This is a genomic window from Streptomyces sp. NPDC104814, from assembly GCF_055583185.1.
On the sequence record NZ_JBVJOL010000003.1, the window covers coordinates 504,307 to 517,917 of the forward strand.

The following is a 13,611-nucleotide window of genomic DNA, read 5'->3' on the forward strand; positions in this document are numbered from 1 at the left end:
TCACGCGTGCCACCGGGCCCCGGCCACCCCTCACGGGGCGGCCGGGGCCCGGCCGTCGTCGGGCGCGGACGGCGGAACCGCTCAGTGCACCCGCAGCAGCAGCACCGACCGCTCCGGCACGGTGATCGCCGTGCCCGCCGGGTGCGTCACCTCCGGCGCCCGCGCCTGCTCCTCACGTGCGGTGTCCACGACGACCTCGTACCGCTCCGCCCACGGCGGGCCCGGCAGCACGAAGTCCACCGGGCCCTCCCCGGCGTGCAGCACCGCGAGGAAGCTGTCGTCGAGGATCGGCGCGCCCCGCTCGTCGCGGCCCGGGATGTCCCGCCCCGAGAGGTACATGCCGAGGGTCGCGGCGGGCGCGTACCAGTCCCGCTCGGTCATCTCGGTGCCCCGCGCGGTGAACCAGGCCAGGTCCCGCAGCCCGTCCGCCGCCTGCGGCCGGCCGGAGAAGAAGGCGCGGCGGCGCAGCACCGGATGCCGGTGGCGCAGGGCGATCAGCCGTGCCGTGAGGTCGAACAGGGCCTTCCAGCCGGGTTCGTCCAGCAGCCGCCAGTCCACCCAGCCCAGCTCGTTGTCCTGGCAGTAGGCGTTGTTGTTGCCGCGCTGGGTGCGCCCCATCTCGTCGCCCGCGACCAGCATGGGCACGCCCGTGGACAGCAGGAGGGTGGTGAGCAGGTTGCGCAGCTGCCGCCGGCGCAGGGCGAGGACGCGGACGTCGTCGCTCTCGCCCTCCGCCCCGCAGTTCCAGGAGCGGTTGTCGTCGCTGCCGTCCCGGTTGCCCTCGCCGTTGGCCTCGTTGTGCTTGCGCTCGTAGCTGACCAGGTCGCGCAGGGTGAAGCCGTCGTGCGCGGTGATGTAGTTGACCGACGCGTACGGCCGCCGCCCGCCCCAGGCGTACAGGTCGCTGGAGCCGGACAGCCGGTAGCCCATCTCGCGCACGTCGGGCAGGGCGTGCCGCCAGAAGTCCCGTACGGCGTTGCGGTAGCGGTCGTTCCACTCCGTCCACAGCGGCGGGAAGGCGCCCACCTGGTAGCCGCCGGACCCCACGTCCCACGGCTCGGCGATCAGCTTCACGCGCCGCAGCACCGGGTCCTGGGCGATGACCGCCAGGAACGGGGAGAGCATGTCGACGTCGTGCATCGAGCGGGCGAGGGCCGCCGCGAGGTCGAAGCGGAAGCCGTCCACGCCCATCTCGGTGACCCAGTAGCGCAGCGAGTCGGTGATCAGGCGCAGTACGTGCGGCTGCACGACGTGCAGGGTGTTGCCGCAGCCGGTGTAGTCGGCGTACCGGCGCGCGTCCGACTGGAGGCGGTAGTAGCCGCGGTTGTCGATGCCCTTCAGGGAGAGCGTCGGGCCGTACTCGCCGGCCTCGGCGGTGTGGTTGTAGACCACGTCGAGGATGACCTCGATCCCGGCCGCGTGCAGGGCGCGCACCATCCGTTTGAACTCGCCCACCTGCTCACCGGTCGTGCCCGAGGCGGCGTAGCCGGCGTGCGGGGCGAAGTAGCCGATGGAGTTGTAGCCCCAGTAGTTGCGCAGGCCCCGCCTGAGCAGATGGTCCTCGTGGGCGAACTGGTGCACCGGCAGCAGCTCCACCGCCGTCACCCCGAGCCGGGTCAGGTGCTCGATCGCCGCCGGGTGCGCGAGGCCCGCGTAGGTGCCGCGCAGCTCCTCGGGGATGCCCGGGTGCAGCTTGGTGAAGCCGCGTACGTGCAGCTCGTAGATCACCGAGTCGGCCCACGGCGTCTTCGGGCGCCGGTCGTCGGACCAGTCGTCGTCGTCGTGGACGACGACCCCCTTCGGCACGTACGGCGACGAGTCCCTCTCGTCGCGCACGGTGTCGGCGACGTGCTGGTCCGGCCAGTCCCGCACATGCCCGTACACCTCCGGCGGCAGCCCGAACTCTCCGTCCACCGCGCGGGCGTACGGGTCGAGCAGCAGCTTCGCCGGGTTCCAGCGGCCGCCGGTCCAGGGGTCCCAGCGGCCGTGCACCCGGAAGCCGTAGCGCCGGCCGGGCAGCACGCCCGGCACGAAACCGTGCCAGATCTCGTGCGTCAGCTCGGTCAGCTTCAGCCGTGTCTCGACGCCGTCCTCGTCGAAGAGGCACAGCTCGACGCCCTCCGCGCCGCCCGCCCACAGGGCGAAGTTCGTCCCGGCCACCCCGTCCGGACCGACCCGGAAGCGGGCGCCCAGCGGGGTCGGCGCGCCCGGCCACACGGGCAGGCGCTGCGTCCCGTTCACAGCGGCGGCCGGGCGCCCCTGCTCAGCGGCGCGCCCTGCCGTCACCGCCTCCTGCTCGGCTGCGCTGGACACCGTTCAGCCTCCCGCGGCTCATGGCGAGACCCGTTCAGGGCGTACGGCGTCCCAGGCCGCGCCCCGTCGTGTCGTCGTCCTCCCCAGAGTTCTGCCCAGACCGTGGCTCGCACTCACGTTTCCCCGGGGCGACCCCGCTCGTTGGGCTGCTCGTGAGGCACGTACACGGGCGCGCGCGGCGCGCGGGGGCCGCGCTGGCCGCCGTACTGACATGGGCAGGACTGCTGGCGGGAGCCGCCGGCTGCACGTCGGACGGCTCCGGCGGTCCGGGCGGGATGTTCGGCAAACCGGGCGCGTCCGAGGACGCCATCCACATCTCCCCGGACGACGGCGACAAGGGGGTACGGTCCGGGAAGAAGCTGCGCGTCACGGTGGACGACGGCCGGCTGGAGTCGGTCAAGGTGGTCGCCTCCCAGGACGCCCAGGACACCCCGGTGCCCGGCCACCTCTCCGCCGACGGCCGGACCTGGCGCCCCGACGACGACCGGCTCGCGCTCGCCGCCCGCTACACCGTGGACGCGGTCGCCGTCGACGGCGACGGGGACCGCTCCGCCCGCCACGCCACCTTCACCACCTACGTCCCCGCCGAGCGCTTCATCGGGTACGTCACCCCGGAGAACCGTTCGGTCGTCGGCACCGGCATGATCGTGTCGATCCAGTTCAGCCGGGAGCTGCAGAACCGGGCCGCCGTCGAGCGGGCCATCCGGGTGCGCGCCGAGCCGGCCGTGGAGATCCGCCCCCACTGGTTCGGCAAGGACCGCGTCGACTTCCGCCCCGAGCGCTACTGGCGGCCCGGCACCAAGGTCACCGTCGACCTGGCGCTGCGGGACGTGGAGGGGGCCCGCGGGGTGTACGGGCTGCAGTCCAAGTCCTTCTCCTTCACCGTCGGCCGCAGCCAGGTGTCGCTGGTGGACGCCGCCGACCACACCATGGAGGTGCGCCGCGACGGCGAGCTGCTGGCCACCGTGCCGATCACCGCGGGGTCGCCGAAGAACACCACCTACAACGGGAAGATGGTGGTGATGGAGATGCTCGAGGTCACCCGCATGAACGGGGCGACGGTCGGCTTCCGGAAAACCGACGGCAAGGGCGAGTACGACATCCCGGACGTGCCGCACGCCATGAGACTGACCGACTCCGGCACCTTCCTGCACGGCAACTACTGGGCGGACGAGGACGTCTTCGGCCAGACCAACGTGAGCCACGGCTGCGTCGGCCTGCGCGACACCAAGGGCGGCGGCTCCGACACCCCGGCGGGCTGGTTCTTCGACCGCAGCCTGATCGGGGACGTCGTCGAGGTGATCAACAGCAAGGACAAGACGGTGGCGCCCGACAACGGCCTCGGCGGCTGGAACCTGGGCTGGAGCGAGTGGAAGGCGGGTGGCGCGGTGCGCTGAGCGAGCCGGCCGGGAGTTGGGACGGAACGGTGACATTCCGAGGCCGCCGGCGCTCCTGACCGGGCAGTTAATATGCGCTTCATGCGCGCGCGGCGCGCGGGGCGTGTGGGCCTGTGACAGGCCCGGGGGAGGGAGAAACACCTTGAACATCCGGCCGATATCGGGGGCATCGGTTGAGGGGCGCGGGCGGGGCCGCGCGGGGCTCGCGCTGGTCGCGGGCGCCGTGCTGTTCGCCGTCACGGCGTGCGGCGGGGGAGGGGGCTCGGACGCGGAGCAGGGCAAGGGGGGTGACGCCTCGGCCGCCGCGAGCAAGCAGTCCGAGGCGGTCGTCACCGTCGCGCCCAAGGACGGCGCCACGGCCGTCGACACCAGCGGGGCGCTGAAGGTCAGCGCGGCCAAGGGCAAGCTGACCGAGGTCGTGGTGAAGGACACCAAGGGGACGAAGGTCGACGGGGCGATATCCGCCGACGGCTCCTCCTGGACGCCCGCCATCCATCTGGCCGCCGCCACCCGCTACCAGGTGCACGCGGTCGCCAAGGACGCCGAGGGCCGTACCGCGGCCGAGGACTCCGCGTTCACCACGCTGACCCCGAAGAACACCTTCACCGGCATCTTCACCCCGGAGGACGGCTCCACCGTGGGTGTCGGCATGCCGTTCTCGCTGCGGTTCTCGCGGGGCATCACGCACCCGCAGGACGTGGAGAAGGCCATCAAGATCAAGACCGAGCCGGCGGTCGACGTGCGGGGCCACTGGTTCGGCAACGACCGCCTCGACTTCCGTCCCGAGCAGTACTGGAAGTCCGGCACCAAGGTCACCGTCACGCTCAACCTGGACGGCGTCGAGGGCCGCCCCGGCGTCTACGGCAAGCAAAAGAAGACGGTGTCCTTCACCATCGGGCGCAACCAGGTGTCCTACGTGGACGCCAAGAAGCACACCATGCAGGTCACCCAGGACGGCAAGGTCGTCAAGACCCTGCCCGTCACCACCGGCAAGCCCGGCTACGACACCTGGAACGGCCAGATGGTCATCAGCGAGAAGCTGACCGTGACCCGGATGAACGGCGAGACGGTCGGCTACGGCGGCGAGTACGACATCAAGGACGTCCCGCACGCCCTGCGCCTGACCACCTCCGGCACCTTCCTGCACGGCAACTACTGGGGTGGCGACGCCTTCGGCAACTACAACGCCAGCCACGGCTGCGTCGGCCTGCGCGACGTGCGCGGCGGCTACGACAGCTCGGTGCCGGCGGCGTGGTTCTTCAACCACTCGCTGATCGGCGACGTGGTGGTCGTGAAGAACTCCCACGACGAGACGGTCGCCCCGGACAACGGGCTCAACGGCTGGAACATGCCGTGGGCTCAGTGGACGAAGTAGGTCCGCGGACCTGACGGGCCCGGTGCTGTGACCTACGGCACCGGGCCCGTTGCCGTTAATCGTGGTTAACCTGCTGGCATGACCGTACATCTCGAAGTCGCCGAAGGCGTCGGCACGCTGCGCCTCGACCGTCCGCCGATGAACGCGCTGGACGTCGCCACGCAGGACAGGCTCAAGGAACTCGCCGAGGAGGCCGGCCGTCGCGACGACGTGCGCGCGGTCGTCGTGTACGGCGGCGAGAAGGTGTTCGCGGCGGGCGCGGACATCAAGGAGATGCAGGCCATGGACCACACCGCGATGGTCCTGCGCGCCCGCGCCCTGCAGGACGCCTTCACCGCCGTGGCCCGCATCCCCAAGCCGGTCGTCGCCGCGGTGACGGGCTACGCGCTCGGCGGCGGCTGCGAGCTGGCCCTGTGCGCCGACTACCGCATCGCCGGCGACAACGCCAAGCTCGGCCAGCCGGAGATCCTGCTCGGCCTGATCCCCGGCGCCGGCGGCACCCAGCGCCTGTCCCGGCTGATCGGCCCGTCCAAGGCCAAGGACCTCATCTTCACCGGCCGCATGGTGAAGGCCGACGAGGCGCTGTCGCTCGGTCTGGTCGACCGGGTGGTGCCGGCCGCCGAGGTGTACACCGAGGCGCACGCCTGGGCGGCGAAGCTGGCCCAGGGCCCGGCGCTCGCGCTGCGCGCGGCGAAGGAGTCCGTCGACACCGGTCTGGAGACGGACATCGACACGGGCCTCGCGGTCGAACGCAACTGGTTCGCGGGCCTGTTCGCCACCGAGGACCGCGAGCGGGGCATGAAGAGCTTCGTGGAGGAGGGCCCGGGCAAGGCCAAGTTCCTCTGAACACAACGGCCGGCGCCCGGCGCCGGCGCAGTGCCGGTGAACACCTGCCGGGCAACGCGTAATTGACGTCGTGTCTGATGCGGGGTCCCTCGATGGGGCGGTTTATGGGAACCTTTGGGCAACCTTAAGCCTGTCTTGTCGAGGGAGCCTGTCGATTGCCTTCGGTCGAGCCGTCGCCGCAGGTCAGCGGGGCCGTCGCGGCCTCCGAAATGCCCGGCGCATATGCCGCTCGCAAGCGGTGGGACGGGAGCGTCAGGGGGGCGTATTCCAGCAGAACGGCCCCCGGCGCCCCCGCGGACGGCCATGATGGGGGCATGGCGGGGCTGGAGGGCATCGAACAGCCGCGGGGACACGGCCGTGCTGTGGCGGCGCGCTGGTCGCCTGCGGTCGAGGACGAACGAGCGCTCAAGGCACTGGAGTTGTTCGGCAACCCGGCGGAACACGATGTGCCGCTGCCCTCCCGCCCGGAGTCCGCGGCCACCGCGCGCCGGCTGACCCAGGTGGTGATCCTGCGCCACTGGGGGCTGACCCCCAAGCTCGCCGAGGACGCCGTCCTGCTCGTCTCCGAACTCGTCGGCAACGCCGTCCGTCACACCGGCGCCCGCGTCTTCGGTCTGCGCATGCGCCGGCCGCGCGGCCGTATCCGCGTCGAGGTCCGCGACCCCTCCCGCGGCCTGCCGTGTCTGATGCCCGTCCGGGAGATGGACGTCAGTGGCCGCGGCCTGTTCCTGGTCGACAAGATCGCCGACCGCTGGGGCGTGGACCTGCTGCCCCGCGGCAAGACGACCTGGTTCGAGATGCGGGTCGCGGACCGCTGACGAGGCCCCGGCCGGTCCGCGCGCTGTCGGCGGGTCGGTCCCTGTGCGGGTAACGCGTCACTCATGAGTGCGTAAAAGGGGGGTGGTCCCCGAGCGAACCCGTCCACGTCATGACATGCCGTTCCTTGCCCGGCGCTGCGGAGCGCGACTCGCGCCTCGCACACCGAGTGGGTGAATCGCCCGATTTTTTACGGTTCACACCCTTTAATGGTGAGGTGACCGCACCCGACCGCCGCACCGCTCTGCGTGCCGGTACCGGCCTTGTCGCCGGTGCCGCCCTCGCCTCCGCCTGCTCCGCGTCCGGCGGTGCGGGCGACTCCGTCGCGGCCCGCCCCGCGCCCAGCTCGCCGCAGCCCCGTTCCTCGCCGCCCGGCCCGGCGCCGGCGCCCCGCGCCTACCCCGGGCAGCCCTCCCAGATCACCCACGGCCCGCGCACCCGCCACCGCGTCGCCCTCACCTTCCACGGCCAGGGTGATCCCGCGATCGCCCGCGCCCTGCTCACCGAGGCCGAGCGGCACGGCGCCCATGTCACCGTCCTCGCCGTCGGCACCTGGCTCGACCAGCACCCCGAGATGGCCCGCCGCATCCTCGACGGCGGCCACGACCTCGGCAACCACACCCAGCGCCACCTGGGCATCAACACGATGCCGGAGGCCGAGGCCCGCGAGGAGATCACCGCCTGCGCCGACCGGCTGAAGAAGCTCACCGGCTCCATCGGCACCTGGTTCCGCCCCTCGCGCGCCCCGCAGGCCTCCCCGCTCGTCGCCCGCCTCGCCGCCGAGGCCGGCTACCCGCACGTCCTGTCCTACGACGTCGACTCCCTCGACTACACCGCGCCCGGCGCCGCCGCCGTCAGCCGCAAGGTCCTCGGCGAGATCCGCGACGGATCCGTGGTGAGCCTGCACTTCGGCTACCGGGACACGGTCGCCGCGCTCCCCGCTGTCCTCGAAGAGCTCGACCGCCGCGGTCTGCGCGCGGTCACCACCACGGAGCTGATCGGCTGATGCACCTGAAGCGAACGACCCGCACCCTGCTCGCCGGCGCCCTCCTCGCCGCCCTCGCCGCCTGCGGCAGCCCGGGTGGCGACCACGGCGGCGAGACCACCAAGGCGGCCCTGCCCGCCCCGGCGAAGAAGCAGCACACCGTGCCCGGCCTGCCCGGCATGCCGCCCGTCCTCGACCCCAAGGACGTCTACGCCGCCGACCGGCCGAACAAGCTCTCCCCGGTCGTCAAGGACTTCCCGTCCCGGGTGTACGTCCCCAACACCGAGTCCAACACGGTCACGGTCATCGACCCGAAGACGTACCAGGTGATCGAGACGATCCCGGTCGGCCGCCAGCCGCAGCACGTCGTGCCGTCCTGGGACCTGAAGACGCTGTGGGTCAACAACGACCGGGGCAACACCCTCACCCCGATCGACCCGCGCACCGGCAAGGCCGGCAAGACGGTCGACGTGCACGACCCGTACAACCTGTACTTCACGCCCGACGGGAAGTACGCGGTCGTCATGGCCTCCCTCGACCGGGAACTGGTCTTCCGAGACCCGCACACCATGAAGCGGATCAAGACGGTTCCCGTCTCCTGCTACGGCGTCAACCACGCCGACTTCTCCCTGGACGGCCGCTACTTCATCGTCTCCTGCGAGTTCAGCGGCGAACTGCTGAAGGTCGACACGGCGTCGATGAAGGTCATCGGCCAGGAGAAGCTGCCCTTCCGCGGCGCGATGCCGCAGGACGTGAAGATCTCGCCCGACGGCAAGCGGTTCTACATCGCCGACATGATGGCCGACGGCATCTGGGTCCTCGACGGCGACAAGTTCACCAAGCCCACCCTGCTGCCCACCGGCAAGGGCGCCCACGGCCTGTACGTGAGCCGCGACTCCCGCGAGATGTACATCTCCAACCGCGGCGAGGGCACCATCTCCGTCTTCGACTTCCCCCAGAACAAGCTCACCAAGAAGTGGCGGCTGCCCCAGGGCGGCAGCCCCGACATGGGCGGCGTCTCCGCCGACGGCAAGGTCCTGTGGCTCTCCGGCCGCTACAACGCCGAGGTGTACGCCATCGACACCCGCACCGGCGAACAGCTCGCCCGTATCAAGGTCGGCAGCGGCCCGCACGGCCTCGCCGTCTACCCGCAGCCCGGCCGCTACTCGCTCGGCCACACGGGCATCTTCCGCTGACCCCCACTCACCGGGCCCGCGGCAGCGCCCCTGCTCACCGGACCCGCGGCAGCGCTCCCGCTCACCGGGGCAGCAGCAGCGCCTCCGCGCCGATCTGCCGGTAGCCCGCCGCCTGGAACGCCCGCGCACTGCGGGCGTTCCCCGGCGAGACCTGCGCCCACAGCGGCTCCCCGGCCAGCTGCCGCGCCGCCGTCACCAGGGCCCGGCCCAGCCCCCGGTGCCGTACGTCCTCGTCGACCTCCACCGACACCTCCAGCCGTCCGGCCACGCCCCGGCCCAGCACCAGCACCCCGCCGTCCGCCGCCCAGGCGCGCACGTCGTCGCGGCGCCGGCGGGCGTAGGCGATGCGGGGGTGGTCGCCCGCCATCTCCTTCAGCGTGACCTCCGGCTCGCCCGGCAGCGGGGCGGCGACCAGCAGCGCGTCGACCGTGTCCATGGTCCGGGCGGTGCGGCCCAGGAACGCGGCGAGGAAGAGCGGGTTCAGGCTCGCCGCCAGCCGGTCGCAGTCCGTCGCCTCCAGCGCGGCGTACACCCAGGCCGGGTCCTCGTCGGTGAAGACCACCGAGTGCGCGGTGAAGGACAGCACCCCGGCGTCCCGCGCGCCCTCCTGCGGCACGACCGTCGTCCCGCCGTCCGGCGGCGGGAAGACCCCCCGCGCCGCCGCGTCGAGAATGCCGCGCAGGTCTCCCATCACCGCTCCTTGAGTCTCCACCCGCTGGAAGGCCCACACTCGCAGACATGATCGAAGACGGCACCGGTCTTTTCACCATCGGCGCACTGGCCCGGGCCACGGGCCTGACCGTGCGCACCATCCGCTACTGGTCCGACGAGGGCGTCCTCACCCCGGTGACCCGGTCGTCCGGCGGCTACCGGCTCTACGACGCCGAGTCCGCCGCCCGTCTGGAGCTGATCCGCACCCTGCGCGAGCTGGGCCTCGGCCTGGACGACGTGCGCACGGTGCTGGCCGGGGAGCGGACGGTCGCTCAGGTGGCGGCGGCGCACGTGGCGGCGCTGGACGCGCAGATCAAATCGCTGAAGGTGACCCGTGCGGTGCTGTCGACCGTGGCCCGGCGGGGCTCGAGCGCGAAGGAGACGACCTTGATGAACAAACTGGCCCGGCTGTCGGCGGCCGAACGCAAGCGCGTCCTCGAGGACTTCACGGCGGAGATCTTCGACGGGCTGGACGCGGCGGACCCCGACATCCGGCGGCGCCTGCGGTTCATGACCGCCGACCTGCCCGACGACCCGACGCCCGAGCAGGTGGACGCCTGGGTCGAGCTGGCCGAGCTGATCCAGGACCCGGACTTCCGGGCGCTGATGCGGCGGATGGTCCAGTTCAACGCCGCCGACCGGGGACCGGACGTCCCGGCGGGCACATCGCTGTGGTTCATGAGCCGTCTGGTGCAGCTCGCGGGCGAGGCACGGGAACGGGGCATCGATCCGCGGGCGCCGGAGGCGGCGGAGGTGCTGCGTTCGCTGCTCGGCGACGCCGACCCCGCGGCGGTGCTCGACCGGCTGACCGCGGCCTCGAACGCGCGGGTGGCGCGCTACCGCGAGCTGTCGGCGATCGTGAACGGCCTGGGACCCCAGCCGTCGCACGAGGAGGACTTCGCCTGGGTGGTCGCCGCACTGCGTGCGCGCGCGGGCCGTTAATCTGACCTGCGGCACTACGCCGGCACGAGTAAGAAACGCGACAAAAAGGGGCGGATCGGTGGCGGACATCGAGGAAGCACGCAAGCAGTTCCAGCGGATCGACGCGGACGGTGACGGTTTCATCACCGCTGCCGAGTTCAAGAGCGCCCTCGCCCAGGAGGGTGACTGGAACGTCACCGAGTCGGTCGCCGAGGCCATCATCAAGTCCCGTGACCTCAACGGCGACAAGGTGCTGTCCTTTGACGAGTTCTGGGCGCACCTCAACAAGTGACGTGCATCACCAGGGGGCGTCCGCCGGTCACCGGCGGGCGCCCCTTCGTCATGCCCGGCGCCGGATCCGCACACTCCAGCGGCCCTCGTGCCGCGCCGGCGCCAACGGCAGGTCGAAGCACTTGCCCAGCTGGTCCGCGGTGAGGACCTCGTCCGCCGGGCCCCGGGCGAGAGCGCGGCCGTCGCGCAGCAGCAGCGCATGCGTGGTGTGCCCCGGCAACTCCTCCAGATGGTGGGTGACCAGGACCGTGGCGAGCCGCGGATGCTCCCGGCGCAGGGCGTCCAGCGCCTCGATGAGCTGCTCGCGGCCCGGCAGATCCAGGCCGGTCGCGGGCTCGTCGAGCAGCAGCAGCCGCGGCTCGGGCATCAGCGCGCGGGCGATCAGGGTCCGGCCGCGCTGCCCCTGCGACAGCGTCGGCCAGCGCGCCTCGCGCAGCTCACCCAGACCGAGGGTGCCGATGAGCCGGTCCGCGCGCACCTCCTGCTCCGGGGTGGGGCGCCACCGGGGGAGCGGCGCGACGGAGTTGGTCAGCCCGGTCAGCACGACGTCCCGCACCCGCAGCGGCTCGGCGAGCGGATGACGCGGGTCGACGTGACCGACGTACGCCCTCAGCTCCCGCAGGTCCACGCGGCCCAGGCGGCGGCCCAGCACCTCGACCCACCCGCGGGTGGGATGGACGCGGGCGCCGAGCAGGCTGAGCAGCGTGGACTTGCCCGCGCCGTTGGCGCCCAGCAGCGCCCAGTGCTCGCCCGCGCGGACGGTGAGGGACACGCCCTCGAGGATCGGCCGGCCCTCACGCACCACGTGGACGTCCTCGGCGCGCAGCACCTCGCTCATCCGGTCACCGCCCGGTTCACCGCGGACAGCACCGCCCGCACCCGGGCTTCGAGGCCCGAGCCGGCCTGCCCGGCGCCCCACACTTCGGTGCCGTTCACCCGGCACTCGGCGTAGGCGGCCGTGCCCGCCCCGGCCGGGTGCTCGGCGACCTCCAGCACCTCGACGGCGTACCCGGCACCGGCCAGCGCGTCGGCGAACGCTGCCAGCGGGCCCGGGCCGGTGCCCTCGAGGTCCCAGGTGCGCTCACCGGTGTGCAGGGTGCACACGAAGCCGTCGTTTCCGAGGGCGGACCAGGCGTCCAGCCGGACCTCGCCGTCGGCGAGGTAGGTGCCGCGGAACAGCCCGTACAACTCGTCCGGCGTCGCCTCGCGGCCGCTGTCGTCCGTGGCCCGCTGCACGACCCGCGAGAAGTCCGGCCGCATGCGCGCGGGCAGGTCCAGTCCGTGGTGTTCACGCAGCAGATACGCCATGCCGCCCTTGCCGGACTGGGAGTTGACCCGGATCACCGCCTCGTAGGAGCGCCCCACGTCGGCCGGGTCGATCGGCAGGTACGGCACCTCCCAGGGGGCGTCCGTCTCCGGCACCCCCCGCTCCTTCGCCCGGCGCGCGTGATGGTCGAAGCCCTTGCTGATGGCGTCCTGATGGGTGCCGGAGAACGCGGTGTACACCAGGTCGCCGGCGTAGGGGTGACGCGGGTGCACGGGCAGCCGGTTGCAGTGCTCGACGGTCTCCCGTACGGCGTCGATGTCGCTGAAGTCGACCATGGGGTCCACGCCTTGCGCGTACAGGTTCATCGCCAGGGTCACCAGGTCGACGTTGCCCGTGCGCTCGCCGTTGCCGAACAGGCAGCCCTCCACGCGCTGCGCCCCGGCCAGCACGGCGAGTTCGGCGCAGGCGACGCCGGTGCCGCGGTCGTTGTGCGGGTGGACGGAGAGGATCACGGCGTCACGGCGGGCCAGGTTGCGGTGGGCGTACTCGATCTGGTCGGCGTAGACGTTCGGGGTGGCGATCTCGACGGTCGCGGGCAGGTTGTGCGTGACGGGGCGGTCCGGGCTCGCGTCCCACAACTCGCTCAGCCCGTCGCACAGTTCGAGGACGAAGTCGGGCTCGGTGAGGTTGTAGGTCTCGGGGGAGAACTGGAAGCGCAGGTGCGGGGCGTCGCCGGCCCGGCGGGCCATGTGCTCGGCGGCCTCCCGCAGGATCCGCCACACCTCGCCGCGGTCGCGGCGCAGGACGACGTCCCGCCACACCGGCGAGGTCGCCACGTACAGATGGACCACCGCCCGCGGCAGCCCCTCGATCGCCTCGAACGTGCGGTCGATCAGCTCCGTCCGCGCCGGGGTGAACACGACGGGCGTGACGTCGTCGGGAACGGCTCCGGCGGTCACCAGGTGCCGGACGAAGCCGAAGTCGGCGCGGCTGGCCGACGGATAGCCGACCTCGATCTCCTTGAACCCCCTGGAGACCAGCAGGTCGTACAGGCGGCGCTTGCGTTCGGTGTCCATCGGCTCGGCCAGCGCCTGGTTGCCGTCGCGCAGGTCGACCGGCACCCACAGCGGGGCCCGCTCCAGCCGGGCGGCGGGCCAGTGCCGGGCGGTGACGGGAACGGGGACGCGCTCGTGGAAGGGACGGTAGCGGTGGTACGGCATCCCGCTGGGACGCTGCGGATTCCAGCGGTACGGCGTCGCGCTGGACGGCTGCGGATCGGGTACGGCCGTGGTGGTCGTCCTCGGCTGCGGATCGGGTACGGCGGTCGTGGTCATCGTCGGCTGCCTTCGGCTCGGTCGGACGGTGACCGGCAGCACGGCGTCCCGCGGCGGGGCGCCGGTCGCGTCAAACCCCGCCGCGGCAGCCGAGAAGAAGGAGACCGCACAGCGTCATGATCGGTACGCTAGCCACTGCTCAGGTCCTCAGACAAGTGG

Annotated in this window: 12 protein-coding genes; 8 read left to right on the forward strand and 4 right to left on the reverse strand. The window is 72.3% G+C overall.

The window, feature by feature from the left end; all coding sequences use genetic code 11:
- Positions 1-81: 81 nt before the first annotated feature.
- Positions 82-2,313, reverse strand: a complete 2,232-nt coding sequence (glgX, locus tag ACZ64A_RS15390; RefSeq protein WP_469810713.1) for a glycogen debranching protein GlgX — start codon at positions 2,311-2,313, stop codon at positions 82-84.
- A 152-nt stretch (positions 2,314-2,465) separates the two neighbouring features.
- Between glgX and ACZ64A_RS15395 the strand changes: the two genes are divergently transcribed.
- The 6 genes from ACZ64A_RS15395 to ACZ64A_RS15420 all read left to right on the forward strand — a co-directional run bounded on the left by ACZ64A_RS15395 (position 2,466) and on the right by ACZ64A_RS15420 (position 8,928).
- Entirely contained in the window at positions 2,466-3,710 is a 1,245-nt protein-coding gene (locus ACZ64A_RS15395) for a L,D-transpeptidase (protein ID WP_469810714.1), read from the forward strand.
- A gap of 142 nt (positions 3,711-3,852) precedes the next feature.
- A complete protein-coding gene (locus tag ACZ64A_RS15400; RefSeq protein WP_469810715.1) occupies positions 3,853-5,085 on the forward strand; it encodes a L,D-transpeptidase in 1,233 nt (410 codons plus the stop codon).
- A 78-nt stretch (positions 5,086-5,163) separates the two neighbouring features.
- Positions 5,164-5,931, forward strand: a complete 768-nt coding sequence (locus ACZ64A_RS15405) for an enoyl-CoA hydratase/isomerase family protein (protein WP_469810716.1) — start codon at positions 5,164-5,166, stop codon at positions 5,929-5,931.
- A 314-nt stretch (positions 5,932-6,245) separates the two neighbouring features.
- Positions 6,246-6,749 (forward strand): ATP-binding protein, encoded by a 504-nt coding sequence (locus tag ACZ64A_RS15410; RefSeq protein ID WP_469810717.1) that lies wholly within the window; start codon positions 6,246-6,248, stop codon positions 6,747-6,749.
- A gap of 215 nt (positions 6,750-6,964) precedes the next feature.
- On the forward strand, positions 6,965-7,753 hold the full coding sequence (locus ACZ64A_RS15415; RefSeq protein WP_469810718.1) for a polysaccharide deacetylase family protein: 789 nt from the start codon (positions 6,965-6,967) through the stop codon (positions 7,751-7,753).
- On the forward strand, positions 7,753-8,928 hold the full coding sequence (locus tag ACZ64A_RS15420) for a YncE family protein (RefSeq protein WP_469810719.1): 1,176 nt from the start codon (positions 7,753-7,755) through the stop codon (positions 8,926-8,928). The genes ACZ64A_RS15415 and ACZ64A_RS15420 overlap by 1 nt, the downstream gene beginning before the upstream one ends.
- A 61-nt stretch (positions 8,929-8,989) precedes the next feature.
- Here ACZ64A_RS15420 and ACZ64A_RS15425 read toward each other — a convergent pair whose 3' ends face one another.
- Positions 8,990-9,619, reverse strand: a complete 630-nt coding sequence (locus tag ACZ64A_RS15425; RefSeq protein ID WP_469810720.1) for a GNAT family N-acetyltransferase — start codon at positions 9,617-9,619, stop codon at positions 8,990-8,992.
- Positions 9,620-9,666: 47 nt separating this feature from the next.
- Between ACZ64A_RS15425 and ACZ64A_RS15430 the strand changes: the two genes are divergently transcribed.
- Complete coding sequence (locus tag ACZ64A_RS15430; protein WP_469810721.1) at positions 9,667-10,581, forward strand: MerR family transcriptional regulator; 915 nt, start codon at positions 9,667-9,669, stop codon at positions 10,579-10,581.
- Positions 10,582-10,639: 58 nt separating this feature from the next.
- The gene (locus tag ACZ64A_RS15435) at positions 10,640-10,852 is read left to right on the forward strand and encodes an EF-hand domain-containing protein (RefSeq protein ID WP_361627979.1); all 213 of its coding nucleotides are present in this window, start codon (positions 10,640-10,642) and stop codon (positions 10,850-10,852) included.
- A 48-nt stretch (positions 10,853-10,900) separates the two neighbouring features.
- Here the strand turns inward: ACZ64A_RS15435 and ACZ64A_RS15440 are convergent, their stop codons facing one another.
- Together ACZ64A_RS15440 and ACZ64A_RS15445 are read right to left on the reverse strand one after the other, a co-directional pair.
- Positions 10,901-11,689 carry an ABC transporter ATP-binding protein gene (locus tag ACZ64A_RS15440; RefSeq protein WP_469810723.1) on the reverse strand — a complete coding sequence of 263 codons (789 nt, stop codon included), beginning with the start codon at positions 11,687-11,689 and terminating at the stop codon, positions 10,901-10,903.
- Entirely contained in the window at positions 11,686-13,452 is a 1,767-nt protein-coding gene (locus tag ACZ64A_RS15445; protein WP_469810724.1) for a 2-isopropylmalate synthase, read from the reverse strand. Before ACZ64A_RS15445 ends, ACZ64A_RS15440 begins: the two co-directional genes overlap by 4 nt.
- Between the last annotated feature and the right edge of the window lie 159 nt (positions 13,453-13,611).

Bases quoted from the DNA above. Each gene is read 5' to 3' on its own strand.
- ACZ64A_RS15440 (WP_469810723.1), bottom strand. From the start codon at position 11,689: ATGAGCGAGGTGCTGCGCGCCGAGGACGTCCACGTGGTGCGTGAGGGC.
- ACZ64A_RS15410 (WP_469810717.1), top strand. From the start codon at position 6,246: ATGGCGGGGCTGGAGGGCATCGAACAGCCGCGGGGACACGGCCGTGCT.
- ACZ64A_RS15420 (WP_469810719.1), top strand. From the start codon at position 7,753: ATGCACCTGAAGCGAACGACCCGCACCCTGCTCGCCGGCGCCCTCCTC.
- ACZ64A_RS15445 (WP_469810724.1), bottom strand. From the start codon at position 13,452: ATGACCACGACCGCCGTACCCGATCCGCAGCCGAGGACGACCACCACG.
- ACZ64A_RS15405 (WP_469810716.1), top strand. From the start codon at position 5,164: ATGACCGTACATCTCGAAGTCGCCGAAGGCGTCGGCACGCTGCGCCTC.
- ACZ64A_RS15430 (WP_469810721.1), top strand. From the start codon at position 9,667: ATGATCGAAGACGGCACCGGTCTTTTCACCATCGGCGCACTGGCCCGG.
- ACZ64A_RS15425 (WP_469810720.1), bottom strand. From the start codon at position 9,619: ATGGGAGACCTGCGCGGCATTCTCGACGCGGCGGCGCGGGGGGTCTTC.